Raw genomic sequence first — 26234 nt, 5'->3', positions numbered from 1 at the left:
CTGGTTCGCGCGCCCGCACGGCCGGAGCCCGTCATGACGACGGCCGGGACACGCGAACGCTAGCTGACGGGCTACGGACTGTAGCGTGCCGACGCCCCGCCGTGATTGCCAGTGTTCCGTGGGGAATCGGATCGTTCAGACCGGCAGGTTGGCCCGGTCAGCCGACAGCTTCCGCTTGATCAGCCCGCGTAGCCGAGCTGCTTGTTGCCGCCGTAGCGCTTCTCGCCGATGTGTCCCTGGACCAGCTCGACGAGTATGGCGGCCTACCTGAAAACTAGAACGGGGCGTCTGGATCCGGGCAGGGTGTGGGCTCTAGGCTCAATGCCGTTCAGATAAGGCTTCTGCCGAGGTCAGCGTGGTGAGCTGACGTCGATTGTGGAGGCCGGTACGGTGGCTGGCCGTGACGTCATCGATGGCGGAGGAACGGCCGTGGGGTCGGTTGACCGACCATGTCGGGTTGGGTGTGGTGTCGGCCCGGTTCAGTCGTGACCTCCTCGATGAGGTCCTCAACCGCACACAGCGGCGGGAGCAGCGGTCCCGGCGGCTGCCGGCGCACGTGATGGTCCGGTATGTGATCGCGATGGGGTTGTTCTTCGCCGAGTCGTATGACGAGGTGATGCGTCGACTGGTGGGTAACCTGCGCAAACTCGGCTCTTGGGATGACGATTGGCTGGTCCCGACCAAGTCGGCGATCACCCAGGCCCGGCAGCGACTCGGTGTCGAGCCGGTGCAGGCGTTGTTCGAGCGGGCCGCGGTGCCCCTGGCCACGGCAGGTACGAAAGGCGCCTGGCTCGGCCGCCGCCGGTTGATGGCGATTGACGCGACCAGCTTCGACGTGGCCGACACCCCGGAGAATGTGGAACGGTTCGGTCGGATGGGGTCCGGGCCGAAAGCGTCGGCATATCCGAAACTGCACGTCGCCGCTCTCGCGGAGTGCGGCAGTCACGCCATCGTCGGCGCGGTGCTGGGCGGCTGCCGGACCGGGGAGCGCACCCTGGCCGCCGGCCTTGCCGGCGCGGTCGGCCCGGACATGCTGGTCATGGCCGACGCCGGCCTGTACTCCTACGAACTGTTCCAGGCGTTCGCCGCCACCGGCGCCGACCTGGCCCGGCGGATCGGCGCGTCGGTATCGGTCGGCCACCTGCGCTGGCTGGCCGACGGCTCCTACCAGGCGCTGATCTACGCTCCCGGCCTGAGTGCCCAGCGGCTGGCCCGGCTGGCCGAGCAGGCCAGAGCCGGCCACGATGTTCCCGCGGACCTGGCCCGTCTCGTGCGGGTGGTCGAGTACACCGTCCCGGACCGCAACCCCGACAGCGACCTGATCGTCGTGGTCACCACCATCACCGACCCGCACGAGGTCCCCGCCACCGACCTGGCCGAGGCCTATCACCAGCGCTGGGAGGAAGAATCCGCACTGGACGAACTGAAGACCGACCTGCGCGGCCGCGGTGAGGTCCTGGTGTGGGTGGGGTTGGTGGTGCTCGTGCTGCCCGTCCGTTCGTCGCCGGCGGTGATGAGTTCGGCGAACTCGCGATCACGCAGAGCCATCTGCAAGGCGGCGGTCATCATGCCCGCGGCGAGGGGCGAGGCGAGGGGCGAGGCGAGGTCGGCGGGCGTGCGGAGGAGTGCAATCCCGGCCGCGATCGCGGCACCGAGCAGCGAGAAATCGAGGGCTGTGTCGGGCGACGCGGAGCATGAAAGATTTTTTTGGCTCTGATGTCGAAACGGTGCGCTGTCGCGCGAAGGATGGGTGCGGGCCGGAAAAGCCGGCCCCACTACCAGGGGAGACCTGATGCGACGCATTATCGCTTCGACCTACAGCACTGTCGACGGCTTCATCGACAACCCCCACGAGTGGTCGCTGGCATACAACGACCCGGCGGCCATGCGGTACGCCTTGGACCTGGCGCTCGGCGCCGACACGCTGCTCCTGGGCCGCGTCACCTACGAGGGCATGGCGCAGGCGTGGCCCTACAGGGGTGGCAACCCGTACGCCGACCATGTCAACGCCATGCACAAGTACGTCGTGGCTTCCCAGCCGGTCGACACCAGCGTCTGGAACTCGACGACCGTCATCGCCGGCGACGAGTTGCTGACCGCTGTCAAGGCGCTCAAGGAGGACGATGGCACCGATATCCTGATCTGGGGCAACGGCCGGTTGACCGATGCACTCGCGACGGCCGGCCTCCTCGACGAGTACAAGGTCTGGACCTACCCGGTTCTCAAGGGCAGTGGCGAGCCGCTGTTCCGCGCCGAGAGCCGAACCGGCCTCCAGCGCTTCGAGACCACCACCTTCGAGTCCGGTGTGGTCGTGTCGACCTACCGCGTCACCACCGTCTGAACAGGAGCACCGAGATGAGCCAGGACGTCACCGATTACCTCGCCAAGACCAAGCCGTGGCAGCAGGACCTGTGCGCGACGCTGCGCCAGACCGTTCTTGACACCGTCCCCGGCGTCGAGGAGGTCATCCAGTACGGCAAGCCGCACTTCAACCTCGCCGGCCAGAACACCGCAGCGCTGCACGTGGCCGCCGCCAAGGTCTCGTTCATGGTGTTCGGTGCTGGTGCGGTCGCCCCGGTGCCGGGCGTGCTGCGGTCGATGGGCAACGGCGACCGTAAGGTCGTCGACCTCGCCGAGGGCGACACGGTCGACACCGATTTCATCGCCGGTCTGCTGCGCCGGACCACCGGCCTGGACTGAGACCGGATCAACCGAGAGGATCCTTCTCATGCGTGTGATGGTGATGACCAAGGGCGATGCCGCTGACGAGGGCAACGGTGAGCCGACGACCGAGATGTTCGAGAAGATGCGGGTCTTCAACGAGCAGCTCGTCAACGCCGGCATCATGCTCGGCGGTGAGGGACTCCAGCCCAGCGCCGCCGGGGCGAGGGTCGCGTTCTCGACAGCGGGCACGACGGTGGTCGACGGCCCGTTCACCGAGTCCAAAGAGGTGATCGCGGGCTACTGGATCTGGGAGGTCAGCTCGCTGGCCGAGGCGGTCGAGTGGGCGAAGAGGTGTCCGTTCGACCCGTCCTACGGCGACTCGCAGATTTTGGAGATCCGGCCGTTGTTCGACATGGCCGACTTCGCCCGGACTGTCGACGCTGACGCGCTCGCCAAGAGCGAGCAGTTGCTCGACCCGGCCTCGGACTGAACCGGGCCCGGCCATGGACCTGCGCAAGTCGGTCGAGGCGCTGTGGCGGATCGAGGCGCCTCAGTTGATCGCGACACTCGCCCGCCGGATCGGGAGCCTCGACATCGCCGAGGATCTTGTGTCCGAGGCGTTCGTGTCGGCATTGGAGCAGTGGCCGGCTGACGGCATCCCGCCGAGGCCGGGTGCCTGGCTGATGAAGACCGCCTGGCACAAGGCGATCGACCGTGCCCGGCGCGAGGAGACGGCCCGTAGGAAGGCGCCGCTCCTCGTTGCCGGGCACGAGGGCGAGCTGGCCGATGTCGCGGACGAGGCACTCGATCCGATCCCGGACGACCTGCTCACCATGGTGTTCACCACGTGCCATCCCGTGCTCTCACCCGAATCCCGGGTCGCGCTCACACTGAGGCTCTTCGGCGGGCTGACGACCGACGAGGTCGCCCGTGCTTTCCTCGTGCCCACTGCGACGATCGGGCAGCGGATCTCACGCGCCAAGCGGACCCTGGCCGAGGCGCGGGTGCCGATCGAGGCCCCGTCAGCCGGGGAACTCCCCGAACGTCTGCGCGCGGTGCTGGATGTGCTCTACGCGATCTTCAACGAGGGCTATTCGGCCTCGTCAGGCACGAACCTCGTCCGCGCCGACCTCGCCGTCGAGGCGATGCGGATGGGACGGGTCCTCGCAGGACTCTCCCCGACCGAGCCCGAAGTGTTCGGACTGGTCGCTCTCATGGAGTTGCAGGCCTCCCGCTTCCGGACCCGGGTCGACGCTGCCGGCATCCCGGTCCGGCTCGAGGACCAGGACCGTCGACTCTGGGACCGCACGCTGGTCGAGCACGGCCTCAGCATGCTCGACCGCGCTTTCGACCTGGCCCGGCCCCTCGGCGTGTTTTCGCTGCAGGCCGCCATCTCCGCCTGCCACGCCCGCGCGGCGACGTTCGCAGTCACCGACTGGGTCGCCATCCTCGCGCTCTACGACGCCCTCACCCAGATCACCCGCTCACCCGTCGTGGAGCTCAACCGCGCGGTCGCCGTGCTCCACGTCGACGGACCCGAAGCCGCACTCGCCACGACCCGACCACTGCTCGCCGACCGCCGGATGGCCGACTACCACCTGCTGGGCGCGGTGCGCGGGGACATCCTCACCCGGCTCGGCCGCCACACCGAGGCCGCAGCCGAGCTGGAACGCGCGGCCGAACTCGCACCGACCAGACAGGAACGGCAACTCCTGCTCAGCCGCATGGCGCAGGCACTCACCCCCCACAACGCCGGCGGCCAGTCCAGCAAAGAGCCGCCAGCGCAGTGAACCGGAAACACGCCCGACAGCACCTCCTCGACATCTCCTCGACGGGGCCGCCGACACCATCCGGTTCAGCCAGGACACCGACCACGAGGCATGGACGTTCCCCGGTACGGCACGAGCCCGAGCACCGCCCCGACGATCGCGTGGCTGCCGCACTCGGCGAGGGCTGCGACGTGCAGCTTCTGGTACGCCGACGCCTTCGGCCCCGACCCCATCCGGCCGAACCGTTCCACGTCGGCCGGGGTGCCGGCCACGTCGATCGCCATCAGCCAGCGCCGGGCCAGCCAGACGCCCTTCGTGCCCGGCCCGCCGGCCTCACGGACGGCGGCGAGCGCCTCGAGCGTCCCAGGGAGCGCTACGGACGGCGCGATCGCATGGTCCGGATACAGCGAGCGGTCCGGCCCGGCCCGGCCAAGGGCACGCACGCCCGGCCGAACAGCTGGGATGAGTCTTAGCGGGACCTTGCCAGACGGCTGACCGCAGTGCGAGGACGGCAGCCAAGTTACGTCTTGGCTGGTCGCCGAGTGTCTCGGCTGATCTTTGGCGGAGGGCGTGGGATTCGAACCCACGGAGACGCGGAACGCCTCACCGGTTTTCAAGACCAGAGCGTGCGCCTGGCTTGACCTGCGCCGATAGACCGAACTGGGAGATCGATGACACTCCTCAGGCACGGGACCACCGCGGATGCAGGCGGCACCGCCACGGGCCAGGCGACCTTGATCCGGACCGTTCCGCAGAGCCACCGGGCGGCGATCCCGCCGATCGGCTACCGATCGCCGGTATTACCGGTAATACTGATACCCCATGAGTGAGTTGCAGTGGCGGATGCCGCAGCCGGACGAACTCCCGCAGGCGACCCTGCGGGATGGGCTGAACGTGGCCGACGTTGCCGAGGTACTGGATCGTGACGAGCGGTCGCAGCTTCGGGCGTACAACGACCTGTTGCTCCTCGTCGTGGCCGAGACAGACGCGTGCGTGCTCGTACGGGTGCTCCTCGTGCGCAATGACGACTCGTTCGTCTGGCGGGTGCACAGCGCTCGTGCGGCTGGCGCCACCGATGGTCAGCAGTGGATGCAGAGAGGAGATCAGCGATGACCGGGACACCGGACTTCGACCGTATGAGCAGGGACGAGATCGCCAACTGGCTGCTGGAGGCCGACGACATCACTCCTTGGCGCGAGTGGGCAAAGCCCACAAGCCCAACAGGAACCTTCGTCCAGGTCGACCCGGCCGGCGAAGTAGTCGAACGAGTCGTAACAGTGAAGATGCCAAGCGACATGGTCGCCAGACTGGACAGCGCTGCCGGCCGCGACAGGGCCGGCCGATCCGGAATCATCCGGGCAGCGGTCGAGGAATATCTGGAACGGCACCAAGGAGAAGCGGCGTAAGCCCAGACCGCGTGGGCAGAAATCCGCCCGTCCCTTCGAGTCCAGTCCACGATGCTCGGAAGGACCTGCAGCGCCTGTGAACTGGACGTCAACCGCACGATGGGGTATCGAGGTCGCCGCCGGACGTTGATGGACGAGAGGACAGAGTTCAGGATCGCGTCTCGCTCAGGGCGCCAATAGCACAGACAAGGGCCGCCTAAATGGCGGAATCGGTCAACCAGGGAAGAAGCCCTCGAAAAGGCCGCGAAGTTCGTTCGCTTCTCGAAAGAGACCTACAGTCGAGTGTGGCGGCAGGCTCGCCTTCTCGCTCGCACTGAGTCTCAGCAGCGTTCGCCTTTGGCGAAGGTGCCTTATCATCTGCGGCACGCGGCTGTGTCGTTGTGGCTTAACGCAGGCGTCCCGGCAACCCAGGTTGCCGAAGGGGCTGGGCACAGCGTAAATGTCCTGCTCAAGGTTTACGCCAAGTGTATCGATGGTCAAGACGAAGCGGTCCGACGACGCATCGAAGCCGCTCTCACCCAGTCATGAACCTGTGTGCCGACAGACAAGTGTGACGTGGTTGTGATAGGTCTGCTGCTGAAGCAGGGCGGCGGGCCTATCGGCCCTCAGCCGACTGCTATCGCTCGTGTGTGCGGCCTCTAGATTGCGAACAGGTCCGGGCTCAATGGCCCCACGACGATCGCGGTCGGTTCTTCGGCCGAACTTCTCGGCCAAGTAAGCCCAGCCGCGTCGCCAGCGTTCCGCAGTGATTTCTTTCGCGACGTGCCGTGCCGTGTCCGTCCGCGAAAAGCTGGCGGCCGGCTTGAACACGAAAACTGATTCCGAAAAGGCTTCCGAGTCATCGATCTCGACAAGCTTGTCGACAACGGCGTTGTACAGAATCCTTTTCGATCTTTTCGTTTGAGTGGCTCCGGCCGCCGCTACGATTCCACCCACTGCTGCAGCAGCTAAGCATAGCCACCAGAACTTCCCAAGACCGTGATGCGCGTTGAAGCGCAGGTGCCAGTTATATGAAGCTGTGACAACCAAGGCGACTAGCGGTATTGCAACGGCGGACCGGAACTCTCCCTCGGCCTTAACTCGATCATAGTCCGCGTAGATCTCGGGGTATTTGTATCGGAGTAGCAAATCAACTCTTTCTAGGCGCCTCCTGAGCAAGTCTCGCAGGTTCGAGAAGTCCAGCACCGACTCTGCGAACGATATGCGCAGTTCGGAATTGATTCTAAGCTTGTCGAGCAAAACTTCCTTTAGGTCGGCGGGCGGATCTTCTTCCCCTCGTCTCGCCAGTCTCAAGTCGTCCATAGTCTTCAGTCGGAGGAGCCTCGATCGCTCCTCGGGAGTTGCTCGCTCGCATACTTCATCAATGGTCACGCCCATGGCAATCGCGGCGCGATAAGTTTGGCCGGCATCTAGTCGGTGAACCGCCTGGTGCAGAAATTGCTCATTCACCTGGAAGTACTTGCGCAGTTCATCCTTCACGAGGAGATTGAAAATCTCTGTGTCAGATTCCGTCATGCGGTGTACATCGTTCAGCGCCTTAGCTGTACCTCGTTCAAGACTCAGGAATACGAGCAGGAGTGTGTCTTCAAGCGCGTTCGACAGTGATGTTCCTGGGCGGAGTCTCCGATGCCGAAGGAAGGCCAATAGTATCGCCAAGGCCAGAACGAAGATGACGACGTTGCCAAGGTGTGAGACTAGGCCAAGGATTGCTAAGGCGCCAACTAGTGTCGCGCCTAGAATGACGATTACGCCGAATGTCCGTCGCACGAAGAGCGCAAGTGCCTCCAAAAAGATCCCCATGATGTAAATCAGTACTAGGGATACCGCAACTATGACCTCGACAGGAAGATGGGCGAGTTGCTTCCCTGTCACCGAAAACACGTCAACCTTCCATGCGGCCTTAGGGAGTAGGAAGGTCGACAGCCAACCTGTCAATGCCCACAACAGGCCCACCGTGAAAGGCGTCCGGGCTTCACGCAATCCTGGAATAACCTGACTCAGGATATTCATGTGCGTGAGACTATAGGCGGGCGGACGGCGACGCTACGCGTCCGTCAGGACGCTAGCCGATCGGCAGGTGTCTTGAGCGGGCCGTCTTCGGCCTGCTGCCACCTGGGTTCGATGGCTTACCGAACGGCCACCCCGTTCGCCTTTCTTCGACATGACCCGGAGTGTGCCGCGCGTCTTGGCGCTGAAAGACCACCACGCCCAGCCTGGCCGCCGGTGTTCAAGGTCGTCAACCATGTATCACCAGGGCCATGACACGGCGATGACACGGTCAGTGGGTCGCAGCGGGTTCGGTTGAGATTCCGTGAGACGGCGGCCCGGGCGGCAGCGAGGTCTTCCGACCAGCGTTTGTGCTGGTCGGTGGGCGTTGTTGCTGAGCTTTGGCGGAGGGCGTGGGATTCGAACCCACGGAGACGCGGAACGCCTCACCGGTTTTCAAGACCGGCGCCATCGGCCACTAGGCGAGCCCTCCAGCGGAACAACGATCAGTGTGCCAGATCGTCCGCGCCGCGGAACGATCACCCACACGGGCTACGCCGTCCGACTTGGTCGGCCGAACCGACCAACCGACCGCCACCGTATGACATCGTGACACCCCGCCACAAATCCCGGCGTTCGCGGGGTTGACCTGCGCAGACTCGGGCATGCGCCTCTTCTTCAACGATCCTCGGGTCCACTACGTCACGAAGCACCGCCGGGTGTGGCGACTGTCATCCTCCGTTCTTGTCGTCGGGGGGGTCGGGGCACTCACTGCCGCCGCCATCGGCGCGACCCATCTCCATGGACCGCCGACCGCTGACTACGGGCCGACCGACAACGGTATCGCCCTGCCCCAGCGGCCGGCCATCGACCGTAGCCCGTCGTTGAACCTCGCCGCCGTGCCCGCCGCTCCCGTGCCGGTGCTGGATCTTGCCGGGCCGGGCCGGACGGCCGCGCCGCCGGTGAGCGAGAAGAAGCGGGTGGTCAGCCGGCCACAGCGGCCCGAAGTAACGAGGCAGTCGCCTGCCGCTACCGCGCTGCCCGTCCCGACAGAAACGGCCACCGCGTCACCGGAACCCACGGCAGAGCCCACAACGGAGCCCACGCCAGAACCTACCGCGGAGCCGACACCAGAGCCGACCGCCGACCAGACCAGAGGCCGCAGAGGACGGCCACACCACGACTGGCCGTGGCCCCGGTGGCGCGATGGCGAATCGACGGCATGATGGAGCCGTGCATGCGATCACGATCGAGCAGCCAGGTGGTCCGGAAGTTCTGCGGTGGACCGAAGTCCCGGATCCGGTGCCCGCCCAGGACGAGGTGCTGATCGAGGTGGTGGCCGCCGGCGTCAACCGCGCCGACGCCCTCCAGCGCGCCGGGAACTATCCGCCGCCGGAAGGTGCCCTGCCGTATCCGGGCATGGAGGTCTCCGGCCGGATCAAGGCGCTCGGTGGGGGCGTGCACACCTGGCGGGTCGGCCAGGAGGTCGCGGCGCTGATCGGCGGAGGTGGGTACGCCGAGTTCGTCACCGCGCCGGCCGCCCAGTTGCTGCCCGTGCCGAAGGGCGTGAGCACCGTCGACGCCGCCGGCCTGCCTGAGGTGGCGGCCACCGTCTTCTCGAACGTCGTCGACCTGGCGCGGCTCCGGCCGGGTGAGACGCTGCTCGTTCACGGCGGGGGCAGCGGTATCGGGACGTTCGCCGTACAACTCGGAAAGGCTCTTGGCGCGACGGTCATCACCACCGCGCGGGCGAGCAAGCACGACCGGCTCGTCGAGCTCGGCGCCGATCGGGTCATCGACTACACGCAGGAAGACTTCAGCGAGAGCGTGCGGGCTGACGTCATCCTGGACATCATGGGGGCTTCGTACCTCGGCCGGAACGTCAAGGCCCTCAACGACGGCGGGCGGCTCATCGTGATCGGCCTCCAGGGCGGCCGCCGCGCGGAGCTGGACCTCGGCGCCTTGCTCGCGAAGCGCGGCACCGTCGCCGCCACCGCACTGCGTTCCCGCACCCCCGCGCAAAAAGCCGCAATCCTTCGAGGTGTACGGGAAGAGCTTTGGCCCCTGCTGGAGGAAGGACTCATCCGGCCGGTCATCGACACGACGATCCCGATGCCCCAGGCCGCCGACGCGCATCGGCTCCTGGAGTCCAACGAGCACTTCGGCAAGATTCTGCTCACGACCTAGTCAGGATCACCGGTCCCGGGCCCTTGGTGGCCAGGCGGTCGTCGGTGTTGGCGAGGCTGCAGCTCTTCAGGGAGAGGCAGCCGCAGCCGATGCAGCCGGTGAGCGTGTCGCGGAGCCGCTCGAGCAGGGCGATCTGGTGATCGAGGTGGCCGCGCCAGCCCTCGGACAGTCGCGCCCAGTCGGCCCGGGTGGGAGTCCGGTTCGCCGGCAGCGAGGCCAGCGCTTCCTTGATCGCCTCCAACGGAATGCCGAGCTGCGCGGAGATCCGGATGAAGGCCACCCGCCGCAGCTCGGTGCGCTCATACCGCCGCTGGTTGCCGCCGGTGCGGGTCGCGCGGATCAGGCCGAGCTTCTCGTAGAACCGCAGCGCGGACGGCGCGACACCGCTCCGCGCGGAGAGCTCACCGATGGTCAGCAGGTCAGCGGGCACGATGTGGCTTGCGGACGCGCTCGCGGGACAGGATCCAGAGCGCTTCGACTCCGTCCTTCCACGTGATCTTCTTGCCCTCTTCGCGGGTGCGTGCGCGGTAGCTGATCGGCACCTCGTAGGGCCGGTGGCGGTTGCGCAGCAGCTTGCCGGTCACTTCGGCTTCCATGCCGAAGCCCGCGGAGCGGATGTGCAGCGACCGGTACAGCTCGATCGGCATGAGCTTGAAACAGGTTTCGAGGTCGCCGAGGTAGCAGTTGAACAGCATGTTGGCCGCGGTGGTGACGGCCTTGTTGCCCATGACATACCAGAACGAGAACGAGCTGTGGCTGCCGAACGTGCGATTGCCGTAGACCACTGTGGCCCGGCCGTCCAGCACCGGTTCGAGCAGCTTCGGGATGTCCTGGGGGTCGTACTCGAGGTCGGCGTCGAGGATGACCATGTAATCACCGGTCGCGTTCTCCACCGCGGTGCGGATCGCCGCGCCCTTGCCCTTGTTGCGGGGGTGAAGGAAAACGCGGACACGCTGGTCGGTGATGGCGCCCAGAATCTCGGCGGTGCGGTCGCGACTGCCGTCGTCGACGATCACAAGCTCGGTCTCGGTCGGGTAGTTCACGTCGAGTGCCTGTTTCACGGCGTCAGCGACGCGCTCTTCCTCGTTGTAGACCGGCATCAGGATCGACAGCTTCATCACGATCTCCGAAGGGTTCGGGCTGGACCATCAGACTAGCCTCCCTCGCCCTTGCGTGTGGTGCCCGGTTGGGAGGTGTGGTGCTCCGAAGATCGCCCTCGGTTGGGCACTGCGGCGAACTCTCGGCCGCGTCGGTGCGAACGGTACGTCAGTGCCGGATCTCGTTGGTACGAACGGCATTCAGAGCGCAAAGCAACGCGCTCGGATCACCGGGGGGTGAGGATCCGAGCGCGTTGCGAAACAAGCGTGTCGTTTGGCACCAGGGGGTGGGGCGTTGTACTGTTCGCGTCAGTCGCCCTGGCGCTGCTGGGGGATTTGGCCCTGGAGCAGGGCTCGCACCTCGGACTCGCGGTAGCGCCGGTGTCCGCCGAGAGTGCGGATGGCGCTGAGCTTGCCCGCCTTCGCCCAACGGGTGACGGTCTTCGGGTCGACGCGGAACATCGACGCGACCTCAGCCGGCGTAAGCAACGGCTCAGGTTCATGCGTTCGAGATGGCATCGGTCACTCCTCCACAGGTACCCAGGAACGTCGGACGGGGTCCCGCCGGCCGACGCGTTTCCTATGGTCCGGCTAGTCCCCGATGTCCGACATGGGCCGAACGGCTGAAGGTCCCTGTATGGACGGATGATGAATAAGTGAATTTTCCCATTTTGACGATACGAAATGGGATAAAGGGTGACCGAATATGACGCTGGGTGAGTGATCAGACACGAATCTAGCTCACTCGACGGGTGATGGGTAGATCACAAAGAGCACCCAACAAGGCATAACGGACACGCGTAGGGTGCGATTCGGTTGCTGAGGGTGACCCTCGATCGGGTGGAAACTGGACATTTATGTCCGTGGAAGTCCCGCCGTTGACCTCCTGCTGACGGCTGTCGCTGCGGTTGCCGGTTGGCGACCGCCTCGACCCGCGACGGCGGGGCGGCGGCCACGTTGATGTAGCGCCGCACCGGCCCGGGCGGCGACGGACCGGCGGGTCGGCCGGGGGCCAAGGCCTGACGGGTCAGGCCGGCTGGCGGAGCCGATCGGGTCGACGGCCGCGGCCGGCTGGCGGGCTCACCAGGGTTGGCGGGCCCGGTCGGGCGGCTGGTCGCGCGCCGGCGGGCTCGGTTGGGCTCGGTTCGGCTCGGTTGGGCTTGGTTGGTGGGTGGTCGAGGGCTGGTGGCATCGGTCGGCTGGCTGGGGTCGAGCGCTGGCAGGCTCGGTCGGCCTCGGTTGGTGGGCGGCCGAGGGCTGGTGGGTTCGGCGGCGTTGACCTGTATGCGAGGGCCCGGTTCGGCCTCGGAGAGCGTCGGCCCGGGAAGCGCGCGCTGGTTGACGACGTCGACGTTCGGCCATCCCATGATCGAGGGAACGTTCGGGTCGCCAGGGCAGCGCGAACGTTCCCTCGATCATGGGATCGTGCCCGGGCCGACATGAACGCATCGCGGCGGGCACACTGCAGCGGCGGCGGCCGTTACGTGATCGCGGACGTTTCGGTGTGTCTCAGGCCACCGGAACGTCCGTGATCATGAAGTGGCTCCGGGGCATACGCCACCGAGCCGTCAGTTGCAACGCTCCAGGAGTTGGACGGCACGCCAGCGGTCGACCAGTTTTTCGTAGACCTCGGTCGCCGCGTCCGCGTCGCCGCGGGCCACGTTCGACAGGCCGGCCGAAACCAGGCCGGGGGAGTCGTCGGCGGCCAGCGTGTCGTCCGACATCAGTGTGACCAGCCCGCCGTAGTCCAACTCCACGATCGACCGGGAGTGGAATTCTTCCAGCCAGCGGGCGGTCTCCTCGACCGCCACCGTGATCGGGGCGTCGCCGATCGCGCGGCGCAGCACCGCATACGCCCGGTGGGCGCGGCGGCGCGCCTTGGAGATCTCGGTCCGGTAGCGCAGGACGCGCCGGCCCGGGCGCAGCGACAGCTCGCGCTCCTCGAGGTCGACGAAGACGAACCAGCGCAGCGGCACGCCCCACGTGGCGACCTGTTCGTGGACCCGCGGGAGACCCCGCTCGAGGACGCGGTCGCCGCTGCGCCAGTCGTCCACGACGGTCTGTGCCAGGCCGGCGAGCACAGGAGGTACAAACGCATCGGCAATGACGCTGGGAACCCCGTCACGGGCCGTCAGAGCCGCCTCAGCCACCCTGATGCGCAGGTTCCAGGGGCAGACCAGGAGCGTGTCGTCGGCTTCGAGGACGTAGGCCTCGTCGGGGAGGTCGGGGAGGCGGGTCCAGCCGGCGCCGAGCGCCTCCAGCACCGCCGTGCGCTGTCTGACGGGGCCGTCGGTGAGAGCGACGGCCCGGCCTTCCTTGACATAGCGACGCCAGTACAGCTGATGGTCGCGGTCGAAGGCGGCCAGCGGCTCGTACACCCGCAGGTATGACGCGAAGAGCGACGGCACGGGCCGATCGTCGCACGAAACGGCCGAACGACGCGAAGCCGCCCGCGAGTCTGAACGTATTAGGGTCGGATCACCGCACCTCGTTCAGGCGCCGTCCCACGAGGACGGCCCTCGTCGTCTCAGGAGCATCCATGGGTGTCTTCACCACCAGTCACGAGCAGGTTGTGTTCTGCCACGACCGGCAGTCCGGCCTGCGTGCGATCATCGCGGTGTACTCGACCGCACTCGGTCCGGCGCTCGGCGGAACCCGGTTCTACCCGTATGCCTCGGAAGAGGACGCCCTGCACGACGTGCTGGAGCTGTCCCGCGGCATGGCGTACAAGAACGCCCTCGCCGGACTCGATCTCGGCGGTGGCAAGGCGGTCATCTGGGGCGACCCGGACAAGGACAAGAGCGAGCAGCTGCTGCGGGCGTATGGGCGGTTTGTCCAGTCGCTCGGCGGGCGCTACTACACCGCGTGCGACGTCGGCACGTACGTGCAGGACATGGACATCGTGGCGAAGGAGACGAAGTTCGTCACCGGCCGCTCCGAGTCCCACGGCGGGGCCGGCGACTCGTCGGTGCTCACCGCCTACGGGGTGTTCCAGGGCATGCGCGCGGCCGCTGAGCACCGCTGGGGCAGCCCGACGCTGGCCGGTCGCCGGGTCGGGATCTCCGGCCTCGGCAAGGTCGGCAAGCACCTGACCAAGCATCTGATCGACGACGGCGCGTCCGTGGTCGCGACCGACGTGTCGGAGAAGGCCCTGGACTGGGCGAGCTCCACCTACCCGCAGGTGGACCTGGTCGGCGGCAACGACGAGTTGATCAAGCAGGCGCTCGACGTCTACGCGCCCTGCGCGCTGGGCGGTGCTCTCAACGACGAGACCGTGCCGCTGCTGCAGGCCAAGATCGTCGCCGGCGCCGCGAACAACCAGCTGGCTCACCCGGGGGTGGAAAAGCTGCTCGCCGAGCGCGACGTGCTCTACGCCCCGGACTACGTGGTCAACTCGGGCGGCGTCATCCAGGTCGCCGACGAGATCGAGGGCTTCAACTTCGCCCGGGCGAAGGAGCGGGCCGGGCGGATCTACGACACCACGAAGCAGATCCTGCAGCTGGCCTCGGCAGAAGGCGTGCCACCGGCGGCCGCCGCCGACCGCCTCGCCGAACGGCGGATGGCTGAGGTCGGAAGGCTCCGTACCATCTTGGTGTGACCCCTCGCGGGCCCGTGACGACCAACTGACGATGGCGGTGCTTACCCAATCGGTCCGGTCGGGTAAGCAACGCCACCGAAATGGTCGGTAGGGGCGAGATGCCGAAAGGTGCCCGCGACATGTACCGTAAGAGCCACGAGAGATGCCTGACGTTGTCGGGGCCTGCCGGTAATGGCTGCCCCGTAATTCTGTGCGAGGGGGTCGAGCCATGGGGCGCGGCCGTGCGAAGGCCAAGCAGACTAGGGTGGCCAGGGAGTTGAAGTATCACTCTCCCAACACCGACCTCGACGCGCTGCAGCGCGAGCTCGCGGCGGGCAGCCCTAAGTCACGCGACGATTACGCCGAGTATGGCGATCACGTCGATGATGAGGCTGACGACGAGGACGACGGCAACTACGACGACCCCTCCAGCGACAGTGATTGGCGCTCACGGGGTCGTTGACCGATGGTCAACCCGGCTCACGGGCACGTGGACAACCCCACGTGCCCGAGTCGTGTCGTAAACACCCGCACGGTGCACCGTTCTCTCGACGGTTCAACGTGCGGGTATCTCGGCGTCGCTGGGTTCCGTCAACGGGGACGGTTGTTCCAGTTGTAGAACGTCGGGATGTTCTCGAAGTGGTTCCAGGCGCAGACGGCGCTCCTGCCGTCGTCGCCGCTCGCCTCTGCGCGGGCGGCCCTTGCCGCGGCGGCCTCGTCGAGCAACACCCGAAGACCGTCCGCGGCTTCGTAGACGCGCGCGGTGACGGGGTCAGCGTGCTCCGGCATGGTCCAGCACTCCCTCCAGAAGGCGAATCTTGCTGTTCCGGCAGTGGTTCGTCTCGGTGGTATCGAACCTGCCGTGCTCGAAGTAGCGGTTCGCCGCGTGCGCGCCGCCGCAGAACCCGAAGTACGGACAGCGCTGCCGGCAGGCCTCGACGCCCCGCAGGTACTCCGGCACCCACCCCGCCGAGGTGGCCGCGCCGGCCAGGATCGTCGCCAGCGGGGTGTCCAGCACGTTGCCGGAGGAGAAGTCGCCGTACCGCGCGTCGGTGAACCCGGCGAGCTCCGGCGACAGCAGGAAGACCCGTCCGTCCGTGGCCACCGTCGGGATCGGGTCGAGCGCGGCGGGCAGGATGCCGTCTGCGCCGCCGGCGAGGACAGCTCCGGCGTAGCGCAGCGTCCACTCGATCTCCCGCACGTGGATGCGCGGGTCCCGCCGCCACGCCGTGACCAGCTCCGCCCAGAACGACCGCACGGCGTCGGCGCCGAAGTCGTTCGTGCGCGCGTTGACGCCCTCCTGCTCCTCGATGTTGATCCCGAGCACGTCGCAGCCCAGGTCGAGGAAGTAGTCGTACAGCCGGGTGGCCAGGCCCGGGCCGGGATCGCTGACGACGCAGAGTGCCGAGAACGGCACCCCGTGACGTTTGAGTGCCTCGACGCCGCTGAGGATGTGGCGGTACGCCGGGAGCCCCGCCCGATTGACCCGCTCGCCGTTCAGCGGCTCGGGGCCGTCGACGCTCACGCTGACGCGCATCCGGTGCTCGGCGAAGAACTCGCACCACGCGTCGTCGATCAGCGTCGCGTTGGTCTGCACGTGGTGCTCCACGCCCTCGAACGGCGCCATCAGCTCGGCCAGGGCGGCCCGTCCGGCGGCGAGCGGCTCGCCGGCGTGCCAGACGACGGAGAAGCGCTCGTCGGCCGCCGCCCAGGGGTTGACCGACGCCGCCACCGCCTCGGCCACCGCCGGGCTCATCCGGTCGTTGCGCGCCCGGAAGGGAAGGTAGCAGTAAGTGCAGTCGAGGTTGCACAGCGTCGTGGGCTGGAGCACGACATAACTCGGGATCGGCGAGATCCCCCGCATGCCGCTCCACGACACGGCCCGTCCTCCTTTTGGGTGTAGGGACGTGCCGATTCAGCCTAGGTGTATTACTCCGTTGCGGTAAGCCCCGGTAGATCGAATCCGTGACAGTTCACAACGGCGCACAATCCGGCAGTGACGCCACAGGGCACCCATGCGGGTGCCCTGTGGCGTCGTTCTGGGGCCTCTGGAGCTGGTGAGCGTCAGCCGCGGGTGTGCGAGCCCACCATCTGGACCGTGCCGGTGCCCTCGATGACCTCACCGACCTGCCAGGCGTCGATACCGCGGCCGGCCAGGAACGCCAGCGTGCGGTCGGCGTCCTCGGCAGAGACGACGGTCAGCATGCCGATGCCCATGTTGAAGGTGCTCTCCATCTCCGAGTCGTCGATGCGCCCCTTTGTGCGCACCAGCTCGAAGATCGGCTGCGGGCGCCAGGTCGCGCGGTCGACGACGGCGTCGACGTGCTCCGGCAGGACGCGCACCAGGTTGCCCGGGATGCCACCGCCGGTGACATGGGCGAATGCGTGGACCTCGCTCTCCTTGATCAGGTCGAGGCAGTCCTTCGCATAGATGCGGGTCGGCGTGAGCAGCTCCTCACCGAGGGTGCGCTGCTTGCCGAACTCGTCGATGACGCTGTCGAGCCGCATCCGGCCGGCGCCGAGCAGCACGTGGCGCACCAGCGAGTAGCCGTTGGAGTGCAGGCCGCTCGACCGCAGCGCGATGACGACGTCGCCGACCTCGACCCGGTCGCGGCCGAGGATCGCGTCCTCCTCCACGACGCCGACGCCGGTGCCGGAGATGTCGTACTCGTCCGGGCGCATCACGCCCGGGTGCTCCGCCGTCTCACCGCCCAGCAGCGCGCAGCCGGCGTAGCGGCAGCCGTCGGCGATGCCGGCCCCGATCTCGGCGACGCGGTCCGGCACGACTTCGCCACAGGCGATGTAGTCGAGCAGGAACAGCGGCTCGGCACCGCAGGCCACCAGGTCGTCGACGACCATCGCGACGAGGTCGATGCCGACGGTGTCGTGGATGCCCATGGCCTGGGCGATGGCCAGCTTCGTGCCGACGCCGTCGGTCGACGAGGCGAGGATCGGGCTCTTGTACTTCTTGAGGTCCAGCTTGAACAGCCCGGCGAACCCGCCGATGTCGCCCATCACTTCGGGCCGGTGGGTCCGGTGCACCTTGGTGCGGAGCAGCTCGACGGCCTGCTCGCCAGCGTGGATCGACACGCCCGCGTCCGCGTAGGTCACGGTGCGCCTGCGACCCCTGCCGTTGCCGGCGGTCCAGAGCTGCCGCTCGGGGGTGCTGCCCTGGCCGGTCTCACCGGCCTTCTCGGCGCGCTCATCCACGTGCGTCACTTTCTCCCCTTTGATTGCCTCGCGGCGGCCACCGCACTTGCTTCGGGTGGGCGGGTCACGGGCGCAGCAATGCGCCCGCGCCACCCGGACTGGCGGCGACACTCACCGAGTCGCCGTCGGTCGTGGTCGGCGCGGCCCCCGCAGCGCGCGCGACACCTTCCAGGACGTGTTTGCCGATCACGTTGTCAGCGGGAAGCTCGATCGGATATTGCCCGTCGAAACACGCGCTGCACAGCCGTGACGCCGGCTGCTCGGTCGCCGCGACCAGGCCGGTCAGTGAGACGTAGCCGAGCGAATCCGCGCCGATCGACCGGCGGATGCCCTCCAGGTCGAGGCCGTTGGCCAGCAGCTCCGCCCGTGTGGCGAAGTCGATGCCGTAGAAGCACGGCCACTTGACCGGCGGGGAGGAGATGCGCACGTGTACCTCGATCGCTCCAGCTTCGCGCAGCATGCGCACGATCGCACGCTGCGTGTTGCCGCGCACGATGGAGTCATCGACGACGACCAGCCGCTTGCCCCGCACGTTGTCGCGCAGCGGGTTGAGCTTGAGCCGGATGCCCAGCTGCCGGATCGTCTGCGACGGCTGGATGAAGGTGCGTCCGACGTAGGCGTTCTTGATCAGGCCGTGGCCGAACGGGATGCCCGACTCGGTCGCGTAACCGATCGCGGCGGGTGTGCCCGACTCCGGCACCGGGATGACCATGTCGGCCTCGACCGGGTGCTCCCGGGCGAGGGCCCGGCCGATCGCGACGCGCGCGGCGTGCACGTTGCGCCCGACGATCGTGGTGTCGGGGCGGGCCAGGTAGACGTATTCGAACAGGCAGCCCTTCGGGTCCGGGGTGCCGAACCGGCTGGACCGCAGGCCGTGCTCGTCGATGGCGATCAGCTCGCCCGGCTCGATCTCGCGCACGATGCTCGCGCCGACGATGTCGAGGGCGGCGGTCTCGCTCGCGACCACCCAGCCGCGCTCCAGGCGGCCCAGGACGAGCGGGCGGACGCCGTTGACGTCACGGGCCGCATACAGCGTGTCCTCGTCCATGAAGACGAAGCTGAACGCGCCGCGCAGTGTGGGCAGCACTTCCAGCGCCGCGGCCTCGACGGACAGGTCGGGACGGGCGGCGAGCAGCGCGGTCACGAGCGCGGTGTCGTTGGTCGAGTTGATCGCGTCGCGCTCGCCCAGGTCGGCCACGCGGCGGGCCAGCTCGGCGGTGTTGACCAGGTTGCCGTTGTGCGCGAGCGCGATCGTGGTGCCGGCCCGGTCGCCGCCGGCCGCGGTCGACCGCAGCGTGGGCTGGGCGTTCTCCCAGGTGGAGCCGCCGGTGGTCGAATAGCGCGTGTGTCCGATCGCGATGTGACCGCGCAGGCTCGCGAGCGTCGGCTCGTCGAAGACCTGGGACACCAGGCCGAGATCCTTGTAGACGACCACACCGGATCCGTCGGAAACCGCGATGCCGGCCGCTTCCTGCCCACGGTGCTGCAGTGCATACAGCCCGTAGTAGGTCATCTTCGCGACCTCTTCGCCCGGCGCCCAGACGCCGAACACACCGCACTTGTCTTGGGGACCTGGACGCTGGGGGTCGAGTTCGTGGCTCAACCGGCCATCGCCTCGGGGCACGTGCCGCTCCTGTCGTCGCAGTTGGCCGGATTCGGGATGGTCTTCGGAAGAACTGGCTGCGTCTCGCCCGTGATCTCGCCGGGAAGAGCTCGTCGGCCGGGCGGCGGTCTGACGCTGCGGTCTGGTTGCCGTCGCGGGAAATAGTGTACGCGAGGTTTCAGGCATGACGGACAGCCACAGAACGCATGCAGTTTGTGGCCAGTCTGCCGCACGGTCTGCTGGGTTACAAGGGCAGATAGGGGGATAAATCGGCCCGAACCCCGCTGGCGCGGATCTTCCCCGCCGTGACGGCTTCGTGCCATGATTTCCGACCCGTGGCGATCTCGAGCCACGTGGTGGGGTCGGTTTCCACGACGTTGGGTGGCGTACCTCTCGTGTGTCTCGGACCCTCGATGCACTGAATCGCGCCGTATGGAGGAACGCGGACCTCCACCGAACGTCCCGGTGCGCGGGACCGCAGGTCGCCGAGGAGTTCTCGGACGGCGTCACGCAGTGCGAGTCGGTCGGGAACGAGTCCGCCGTTCAGTGCATCTAGGACGGTTTGCACCGTGTCGGAATATCGGTGCGCATTGGACATGTCGGGACGATACGACCGTGGCCGGGACAGTCGCAACACCGTCCGCCTTTCGCCGACCCCTCTGGACAAGGCATAGTTTGCTGCGGCGCACCATGCAAGGCGAGTCTCGCTCGCATGTTGGACCACAGACAGACATGCTCGGCAGTGACGCTCGGGTGAAAGTCAAGATCCGGAGGGGTGTGGACGTGACTGCGCACCGACGAGCCCTGCTGCTACGAGCAGGGGCGGTGGCTGTTCTGGCGGCAGGTGCTCTGCTCGGCGTGGCAACGCCGGCATTCGCTGAAACCACGGTCAAGCTGCAGTCGAGCTCATTCGACATGAACGCCGGTGAAACGAAGAGTCTCGTGGTCACCGTCACCAGTGACACTCCGACCATGACCGTGGTCACGGTCGATGTGCCGTCAGCCAATGGCAACCTGACCGTGAGTGGGTGCGGCTCGAGCGGATCGACCAGCGTCACATGCAGTGACGTTGCCGTTACGCCGGGCGGAAAAACGCTGACCTTCCAGATCGTGGCCAAGAGCCCGAGCACGCTGCAGCCGGGACAGAATCTGTCCGATCAGCAGGGTTCGGTCAAGGTCGGGGCGACCGACCCGGTTGCAGCCGGGTTCAAGATCAACCTGAAGGGTCCTGCAGCACCGCCGTCGCAGGCGGCGCAGACCGTCACCGAGGTTTCCGGCACCGTCACCGACTCCGGCACCGGCGCGGTGATCAAGGGCGCTCAGGTCGTCATGCAGGACGGCGCGGGCAAGAGCCGCTCGGCGCAGACCGACAACAACGGGCGGTATCGGTTCGCCGGCAGTGAGAGCACTCCGATCGCGCCCGGCGGCATCACGGTGAGCGCCGGGTTCGACGGGTATTCGAACGGTCAGAAGGAGGCCACCGGCGCCGCCGGGCGGGCCGTGACCAACCTCAAGATCGCGCTGGTCGCGCTTGCCCCGAGTGAGTCGGCAGCCCCGCTGCCCTCCGCCGGTGACGCGACGCCGGAGACTACGGCGACCGGTGGCGTCGCGGCCCCGGAAAACACGACGAACACCTCCTCCGGCGGCGGTAGCGGCTTCTCCTCCTGGATCCTCATCGCGTTGGGTGCGCTGCTGGTGATCTTCGGCATCGTCGCGATCGTGCTGCTCCTGCGTCGTCGCGGCGACGACGATGACGACGAGGTCGAGGAAGAGGCCCCGCGGCGCGGCGGCCCCGGCGGCCAGCGTCCCGGCTACCACGCACCGCAGGCCGACCCGACCATGGTCGGCGCCATGGGCGCCCCGACGATGGTCAGCCGGAGCACCGCCAACGACGCGACCGCGATCGTGCGGCCCGGCGGCTTCAACGACTTCGACGTGCCACCGGACCCGTATGGCGCGCCGCCGCCCCGCACGGGCGGGTTCGCCGCATCCCCGCCGCCCAGCCAGGGCTATGGCCCCGCGGCCGGCGGTGGCTACAACGATGCCGGTGGTTACAACGACCGGGGTGGCTACGGCCCGGCATCCCGCCCGCCGGTCGACCCCTACGACCCCGGCTATAGCGCGGGTGCGGGTGCAGGCGGTGGATACGGCGACGCGACCCAGCAATACGAGCCGGGCGCCGGCAACTACGGCAGTGGCGGCGGTTACGGCGGTCAGGCCAACGGTTACGGCGCTGACGGTCCGTCGGCGGGCGGCGGCTACGGCGGTCAGGCCAACGGCTATGGCGCTGACGGTCCGTCGGCGGGCGGCGGCTACGGCGGTCAGGCCAACGGCTATGGCGCTGACGGTCCGTCGGCGGGCGGCGGCTACGGCGGTCAGGCCAACGGCTATGGCGCTGACGGTCCGTCGGCGGGCGGCGGCTACGGCGGTCAGGCCAACGGTTACGGCGCTGACGGTCCGTCGGCGGGCGGCGGTTACGGCGGCGGCCCGGGTGCTGGTGGCGCCCACGGCGGCCCGGGTGCCGGTGGCGCCCAGGGCGGCTACGGCCAGGGCGGCGGTTACGGCGGCCCCTCGGCGGGTGCCGGCTACGGCCCTGGTGGATCCGGTGGCCACGGCGGCGACAACGGCTACGGCCCCAGCGCGGGCGACGGTTACGGGCCGAGTGCCGGCAACGGCTACGGACCGAGCGCCGGCAACGGCTACAACGGCGGCGGTGACTACGACGGCCCGTATGCCGGCCGTGGCGGCTACGAGCAGCGCGGTGGGTACGAGCCGGCCGCCGGCTACGAGCGTGACGGCTACGAGCGGGCGCCCGAGCCGCCGCGGGCCGGCAACGGCTACAACGGCGGCGGCGACTACGAACAGCGTGGCGGCTACGGCAACGCCAACGGGGCCGGCAACGACGGCTACGACGGCGCCCGCTCGCAGCGCGGCAACGGCAACGGCAACCGTCGCTCGCTCGACTGGTTGGACGACTGACCGGAAAACCAGCTGGCCGTGGAGACCCGGCCCCAAGCCGTCGCACCGGCGCGGGGACGTCTCCACGGCCAACGCCTATGTTGCGGTGGGTGTGGCGGCACGGCACGCCACGTCGAGCTCGGTGGCCGGAGACGAGGTCTGCCGCGGGTGCGTCACCCAGAGCCAGCGCACCTTACGCAGCATTCGGGTGGCCGGCCCTGCGGCCCGGTGCCGGGGGGTATGGCCGGCGCTGCTTCGTTGAACACTCACGAAACTGAGTGTGCAGGGACGGTGACAGGATCGTCAGGCCCCGAACGGTCCGGCCGATGCGCTGGTCAGAGCCCCTGCCGAGCCGTCCGGATTCCCCCGATCGTAGGTGAGTATCCGATCACGGTGTGTTGAGTAGGTGGCCGAACTCGGCGTGGAGGACCACCCCGGTCTCCAGTGCGGTCAGGGCCAGTGACAGCCGCCGTCGCAACGACGCGCGCAGATGTGCGTCCGCCAGGGACGACCACCGCACACCGGTGAGCTCCGACGCCTGCGGGCGCAGCTGTGTGCCGGCCAGGATCACGCCGCCGTCGAAGACGAACTGCACCTGGTCGCTCCACGGCCCGCGCCCCGGCGTCCAGTCCACGACCAGCAGGCGCCGGATCGACAGGTCGAGCCCGACCTCCTCGAGCACCTCCCGGCGGCACGCCTCGGACGGCGGCTCGCCCGTCTCCACGATGCCGCCCGGGAGGTCGAGGTACGGCTTGTAGTTCGGCACGACGAACAGGATCCGGTTGTCCGGGTCGCGGATGACGGCGCCGGCGGCGACGGTCTTGTGCGCCATGCGTTTGGCGATCCCCGGATGGAACTCGCGCTCCGGCTCGCCCTCGAGCTCGAAGTCCTCGCTGAACCGTGTGTCCATCGCAGGGCAGCCTACGACGAGCGCCGCATGTGCAGCCGCACCGTCGTCCCGGCCTCACCCGTGCGCATCTCCAGCAGGTCGCAGATCTGGCGGGCGATCCACAGCCCGTGCCCCTTACCCGCCTGCGGGTCGGCGCGGAGGAAGCCGAGGAAGTTGTCCGCCGCCGCGCCCGGGTCGAAGATCTCGCAGACGACCCGCCGGTCCGTGGCCCACAGCCGGGCCTCGCCGTGGCCGGCACCGTGGCGCAGCGCGTTGGTCGCCACCTCGTTGACCGCGAGCGTGAAGTCGTCGAGCCGGGCCGTCGGCACGCCCAGGCGGACCGCGTGGTCGGCGACGAACTGCCGTACCGGCGCGAGGTCACCGAAGATCGGCAACCATTCGACGCCGTGGTCGGGTCGCACGATCAGCGGCACGTTGTGCTCGGCGTAGTAGTAGGCCGGGTCGGTGTACGTGTTGCTGCTCTCGCTGCCGGTGCCGACGGCCAGCTCGGGATGGGTGCGCCGGGCGTCGTCCACGATCGCCGGGGGCAGGGTGCGGCTGTCGTAGCCGCACACGACCCAGGCGCGGGAACTCGCAAGAGCGACGTTCATGACCGACTCGTAGCGGCCCCACTCCGCCGTCTCCAGATCGTCGAGCCCCGTCCACACCGGCTCGCCGAGGACCCGCAGGATGCCTCTGTCGCCGTGCAGGGCGTCGATGCGGCGGTGGTGGGCGTTGAGGGTGCGGCCCGGCGAGTCGAACCAGTTCGTCGGTGACAGGAACGTGACCTCGGAGGCGGTGCCGTGGTCGAGATGGTCGCGCAGGAGCTCGGTGTTGCCGGACGAGGTCACCGCGACGACCGTGTCGCCTCGGTGCAGGCCCTCGGTCACGAAGGGCACGGCGGCGGCGAGGAACGCCGACGGCGAGTCGAACAGCAGTGCCTGGTGGATCAGCACGTCGGCTCCCCGTCGAAGGACAGGCCGGGCGTGGCGTCCCAGCCGACGATGCGCAGCACCTTGCGCAGGGTCGGCGACAGGTGGCGCACCTGCAGCTTGCGCTCCGGTGTGATCGACTCGGCGAAACGGACCATGGCCCGGATGCCGGCCACGTCGATGAACTGGAGGTCGGCGAGGTCGAGCACGATCACCGGCTCGGCGGCGGTCCAGCCCCCGGCCTGCGCGAGCGCGCCGGCGAAGGCCCCGGCGGTCGCGTCGTCGACGGTGCCGGTGACCTTGAGGCCGCGCGGGGAGAAGGTGGGGACGATACGGAGCCGCCGGTCGTCGTGGAGCGGGTCGATGCACACGACGCTGGTGTGGCGGGCCACCAGGCCGGTCATGTCGGCCCGTTCGAAGAGCCGTTCGTCGTACTGGCAGATCGCCGCCAGATCACCCGATTCCACGACCGTCGAGGCGACGCCGGACTCGTACTCGTGCAGCCGCACGGTGTCCGGCAGGCTGCGCAGCGCCCAGCTCATCTCGCCGGTGAGCCGCAGTCCCTGGAAGCCGGCGGCGCGGGCCTCGCGGATCGCGTGCTGGATGCCGTCGACGAGGTCGGCCGGGTCGAAGGGCGTCTCGCCGGCCGGGCGCACCTCCAACTGGCCGCGGGCGATGGCGAGCGCGCCGTCGATGCCCCGCGGGTCGAGCCACGCGTCGATGGCGTCGGGCGCGGTCTTGTCCGAGTAGTAGAGCACCCGTTCGCCGCGGGTCAGCCCGTCGGCGATGTACGCGGACACCACCTCACGCTGCTCGACGTCGCTGGCGAACGGCAGGCAGAGGTGATCACCCAGGCGGATGTGCCTGGTGTGCTTGATCAAAATGCTCTCGCTGATGGTCTTCAAATTACGCGTCCCGCAGCAACGCCGCGCGCCGAGATCCCGGAACTACGGCTGTTGATGCCGGATGCAGCAGGTGCTGCACACTTTCGGTGTCGGCAGGGTGAAGGCCAGGCAGCAGGTGCGGCGCTGGATGTCGAGGCCGCCGCCGGGTCGCTCCGTCAGGTCGACCAGCGACTCGGCGTCGAGCGCGGTGAGGACCCGGCGGGCGATGTCGATCGTCGGGCCGGGCAGGGAGTCGGCGGCGCGTGACAGCCCATAGGCGACGCCGGAGGCGACCGAGCCCCACAACGTGCGCCGGCCGATGTGGACGTGCTTGCGGAACTCGTCGATCAGCGGGTCGAGGTGCGCGTCGACCAGCGACCGGCGCAGCACGCCGAGCAGTTCTTCCTCGTCGTCGACGATGAGCAGGCCTGGCGTGTCGGTGGCGACGATCGGGTCGGTCGCCAGTACCGCGGTCACCGGGTCGCGCAGCGCCAGGGTGAGGAAGGGCTGATTCGGCGAGTAGCGCACCAGCACGTGGTCGGGCGTCATCAGCGGCACGCGCCGGGAGGCGGCGAAGCCGAGGACGGCCGGCAGCGCCAGCCAGTAGGAGTAGCACTTCCACGCGAGCGCGGCGGCGGCGTGCGGCTGCGCGCTCCAGCGCCGGGCCGCGGTGTCGAGGAGCTCGGGGACCCGGAGCTCACCTGCGCTGTGCCAACCCTGCGCCGGCCCGGCGACGAGTCCGGGCACCAGCCCCTGGAGTGAATCTTTGCCGTGCCGGTGCTGCAAGGCGGCGAGGGTCGCCACGACAGGTGCCAGCGGCTCGGCGGAGCCGCGGCTGATGAGCGCGGTCACGTTGGGTCGCCGAAGAGGGTGGGTGGCGCGAGCCGGTGACACCGTGACGGCGCAGTCGTGCCGTGCGCGTGATTGGTGCTCACCACCGTCAGATACCCCCAGATGTGCATGCCAAGCGCCCACGATACAGCTATTAGGTAAGCCTAACCAGCGTTTCGTCGTCACACTTGCGCGGCTACGTTCCGTAGTCGACCAGGGGCCGCGCGGTGATCGAAATACG

The 26234-nt window shown here is 68.2% G+C and carries 25 protein-coding genes, 1 tRNA gene and 2 pseudogenes; 12 read left to right on the top strand and 16 right to left on the bottom strand.

Annotated features, from left to right (window positions below; translation table 11 throughout):
• The first annotated feature begins 400 nt into the window (after positions 1–400).
• The 5 genes from Dfulv_RS46705 (at position 401) to Dfulv_RS46685 (ending at position 4454) form a co-directional block, all read left to right on the top strand.
• Positions 401–1717, top strand: a complete 1317-nt coding sequence (locus Dfulv_RS46705) for an IS4 family transposase (protein WP_259860225.1) — start codon at positions 401–403, stop codon at positions 1715–1717.
• Between the two features lie 75 nt (positions 1718–1792).
• A complete protein-coding gene (locus tag Dfulv_RS46700; RefSeq protein ID WP_259860224.1) occupies positions 1793–2341 on the top strand; it encodes a dihydrofolate reductase family protein in 549 nt (182 codons plus the stop codon).
• A gap of 14 nt (positions 2342–2355) precedes the next feature.
• The gene (locus Dfulv_RS46695) at positions 2356–2700 is read left to right on the top strand and encodes a DUF1801 domain-containing protein (protein WP_259860223.1); all 345 of its coding nucleotides are present in this window, start codon (positions 2356–2358) and stop codon (positions 2698–2700) included.
• Between the two features lie 28 nt (positions 2701–2728).
• Positions 2729–3154: a YciI family protein gene (locus Dfulv_RS46690; protein ID WP_259860222.1), complete on the top strand. Its 426-nt coding sequence runs from the start codon at positions 2729–2731 to the stop codon at positions 3152–3154.
• A gap of 13 nt (positions 3155–3167) precedes the next feature.
• On the top strand, positions 3168–4454 hold the full coding sequence (locus Dfulv_RS46685; protein ID WP_259858312.1) for an RNA polymerase sigma factor: 1287 nt from the start codon (positions 3168–3170) through the stop codon (positions 4452–4454).
• 65 nt (positions 4455–4519) lie between these two features.
• Here the strand turns inward: Dfulv_RS46685 and Dfulv_RS46680 are convergent, their stop codons facing one another.
• Positions 4520–4876 carry a hypothetical protein gene (locus Dfulv_RS46680; RefSeq protein ID WP_259860221.1) on the bottom strand — a complete coding sequence of 119 codons (357 nt, stop codon included), beginning with the start codon at positions 4874–4876 and terminating at the stop codon, positions 4520–4522.
• Positions 4877–5255: 379 nt separating this feature from the next.
• Here Dfulv_RS46680 and Dfulv_RS46675 point away from each other — a divergent pair, with 379 nt between their 5' ends.
• The 3 genes and pseudogenes from Dfulv_RS46675 to Dfulv_RS46665 form a co-directional block, all read left to right on the top strand.
• Positions 5256–5546 carry a hypothetical protein gene (locus Dfulv_RS46675; RefSeq protein ID WP_259860220.1) on the top strand — a complete coding sequence of 97 codons (291 nt, stop codon included), beginning with the start codon at positions 5256–5258 and terminating at the stop codon, positions 5544–5546.
• Positions 5543–5839, top strand: a complete 297-nt coding sequence (locus tag Dfulv_RS46670; protein WP_259860219.1) for a ribbon-helix-helix domain-containing protein — start codon at positions 5543–5545, stop codon at positions 5837–5839. The genes Dfulv_RS46675 and Dfulv_RS46670 overlap by 4 nt, the downstream gene beginning before the upstream one ends.
• A 270-nt stretch (positions 5840–6109) precedes the next feature.
• Positions 6110–6367, top strand: a pseudogene (locus Dfulv_RS46665) (integrase); the annotation flags it as partial.
• Here the strand turns inward: Dfulv_RS46665 and Dfulv_RS46660 are convergent.
• Together Dfulv_RS46660 and Dfulv_RS46655 are read right to left on the bottom strand one after the other, a co-directional pair.
• The gene (locus Dfulv_RS46660; protein WP_259860218.1) at positions 6362–7849 is read right to left on the bottom strand and encodes a hypothetical protein; all 1488 of its coding nucleotides are present in this window, start codon (positions 7847–7849) and stop codon (positions 6362–6364) included. The pseudogene Dfulv_RS46665 and the gene Dfulv_RS46660 sit on opposite strands and share 6 nt — an antisense overlap.
• A gap of 378 nt (positions 7850–8227) precedes the next feature.
• Positions 8228–8318, bottom strand: a tRNA-Ser gene (locus tag Dfulv_RS46655).
• Between the two features lie 740 nt (positions 8319–9058).
• Between Dfulv_RS46655 and Dfulv_RS46650 the strand changes: the two genes are divergently transcribed.
• A complete protein-coding gene (locus Dfulv_RS46650; RefSeq protein ID WP_259860217.1) occupies positions 9059–10012 on the top strand; it encodes an NAD(P)H-quinone oxidoreductase in 954 nt (317 codons plus the stop codon).
• On the opposite strand, the gene soxR is transcribed toward Dfulv_RS46650, so the two are convergent.
• From soxR to Dfulv_RS46630, 4 genes are all read right to left on the bottom strand, one after another.
• The gene (gene soxR, locus Dfulv_RS46645) at positions 10002–10442 is read right to left on the bottom strand and encodes a redox-sensitive transcriptional activator SoxR (RefSeq protein WP_259860216.1); all 441 of its coding nucleotides are present in this window, start codon (positions 10440–10442) and stop codon (positions 10002–10004) included. The genes Dfulv_RS46650 and soxR overlap by 11 nt on opposite strands.
• Entirely contained in the window at positions 10432–11130 is a 699-nt protein-coding gene (locus tag Dfulv_RS46640; protein WP_259860215.1) for a glycosyltransferase family 2 protein, read from the bottom strand. Before Dfulv_RS46640 ends, soxR begins: the two co-directional genes overlap by 11 nt.
• Before the next feature lie 288 nt (positions 11131–11418).
• Entirely contained in the window at positions 11419–11628 is a 210-nt protein-coding gene (locus Dfulv_RS46635; protein ID WP_033365012.1) for a BldC family transcriptional regulator, read from the bottom strand.
• A 1049-nt stretch (positions 11629–12677) separates the two neighbouring features.
• Positions 12678–13517: a hypothetical protein gene (locus tag Dfulv_RS46630; protein ID WP_259860214.1), complete on the bottom strand. Its 840-nt coding sequence runs from the start codon at positions 13515–13517 to the stop codon at positions 12678–12680.
• A 131-nt stretch (positions 13518–13648) separates the two neighbouring features.
• Between Dfulv_RS46630 and Dfulv_RS46625 the strand changes: the two genes are divergently transcribed.
• Both Dfulv_RS46625 and Dfulv_RS46620 read left to right on the top strand, forming a co-directional pair.
• Positions 13649–14707: a Glu/Leu/Phe/Val dehydrogenase dimerization domain-containing protein gene (locus Dfulv_RS46625; RefSeq protein WP_259860213.1), complete on the top strand. Its 1059-nt coding sequence runs from the start codon at positions 13649–13651 to the stop codon at positions 14705–14707.
• Between the two features lie 208 nt (positions 14708–14915).
• Entirely contained in the window at positions 14916–15149 is a 234-nt protein-coding gene (locus Dfulv_RS46620) for a DUF3073 domain-containing protein (RefSeq protein WP_259860212.1), read from the top strand.
• Between the two features lie 128 nt (positions 15150–15277).
• On the opposite strand, the gene amcA is transcribed toward Dfulv_RS46620, so the two are convergent.
• The 5 genes and pseudogenes from amcA to Dfulv_RS46595 all read right to left on the bottom strand — a co-directional run bounded on the left by amcA (position 15278) and on the right by Dfulv_RS46595 (position 20097).
• The gene (amcA, locus tag Dfulv_RS46615) at positions 15278–15415 is read right to left on the bottom strand and encodes a multiple cyclophane-containing RiPP AmcA (protein ID WP_406568061.1); all 138 of its coding nucleotides are present in this window, start codon (positions 15413–15415) and stop codon (positions 15278–15280) included.
• A gap of 33 nt (positions 15416–15448) precedes the next feature.
• Positions 15449–16550 (bottom strand): annotated as a pseudogene (gene amcB, locus Dfulv_RS46610) (cyclophane-forming radical SAM peptide maturase AmcB); the annotation flags it as partial.
• A gap of 200 nt (positions 16551–16750) precedes the next feature.
• Complete coding sequence (gene purM, locus Dfulv_RS46605) at positions 16751–17905, bottom strand: phosphoribosylformylglycinamidine cyclo-ligase (RefSeq protein ID WP_259860210.1); 1155 nt, start codon at positions 17903–17905, stop codon at positions 16751–16753.
• 55 nt (positions 17906–17960) lie between these two features.
• On the bottom strand, positions 17961–19520 hold the full coding sequence (gene purF / locus Dfulv_RS46600) for an amidophosphoribosyltransferase (protein WP_259860209.1): 1560 nt from the start codon (positions 19518–19520) through the stop codon (positions 17961–17963).
• A gap of 223 nt (positions 19521–19743) precedes the next feature.
• Complete coding sequence (locus Dfulv_RS46595) at positions 19744–20097, bottom strand: sterol carrier family protein (RefSeq protein WP_259860208.1); 354 nt, start codon at positions 20095–20097, stop codon at positions 19744–19746.
• 512 nt (positions 20098–20609) lie between these two features.
• On the opposite strand from Dfulv_RS46595, the gene Dfulv_RS46590 reads away from it, so the two are divergent.
• The gene (locus tag Dfulv_RS46590; RefSeq protein WP_259860207.1) at positions 20610–22478 is read left to right on the top strand and encodes a carboxypeptidase-like regulatory domain-containing protein; all 1869 of its coding nucleotides are present in this window, start codon (positions 20610–20612) and stop codon (positions 22476–22478) included.
• A gap of 367 nt (positions 22479–22845) precedes the next feature.
• On the opposite strand, the gene Dfulv_RS46585 is transcribed toward Dfulv_RS46590, so the two are convergent.
• From Dfulv_RS46585 to Dfulv_RS46570, 4 genes are read right to left on the bottom strand one after another with little or no spacing between them, the layout of a single operon-like run.
• Entirely contained in the window at positions 22846–23367 is a 522-nt protein-coding gene (locus tag Dfulv_RS46585; protein ID WP_259860206.1) for an NUDIX domain-containing protein, read from the bottom strand.
• 11 nt (positions 23368–23378) lie between these two features.
• Positions 23379–24302: a sensor histidine kinase gene (locus tag Dfulv_RS46580; RefSeq protein WP_259860205.1), complete on the bottom strand. Its 924-nt coding sequence runs from the start codon at positions 24300–24302 to the stop codon at positions 23379–23381.
• Positions 24296–25183, bottom strand: coding sequence for an MEDS domain-containing protein (locus Dfulv_RS46575; protein WP_259860204.1), 888 nt, complete (start codon positions 25181–25183; stop codon positions 24296–24298). The genes Dfulv_RS46580 and Dfulv_RS46575 overlap by 7 nt, the downstream gene beginning before the upstream one ends.
• A 42-nt stretch (positions 25184–25225) precedes the next feature.
• On the bottom strand, positions 25226–26014 hold the full coding sequence (locus Dfulv_RS46570; RefSeq protein WP_259860203.1) for an IucA/IucC family C-terminal-domain containing protein: 789 nt from the start codon (positions 26012–26014) through the stop codon (positions 25226–25228).
• Between the last annotated feature and the right edge of the window lie 220 nt (positions 26015–26234).

The organism is Dactylosporangium fulvum (assembly GCF_025137375.1).
Classification (GTDB): domain Bacteria; phylum Actinomycetota; class Actinomycetes; order Mycobacteriales; family Micromonosporaceae; genus Dactylosporangium; species Dactylosporangium fulvum.
Note: the sequence above shows the minus strand (reverse complement) of the source record. Positions and strands in the feature narration are given on the sequence as shown.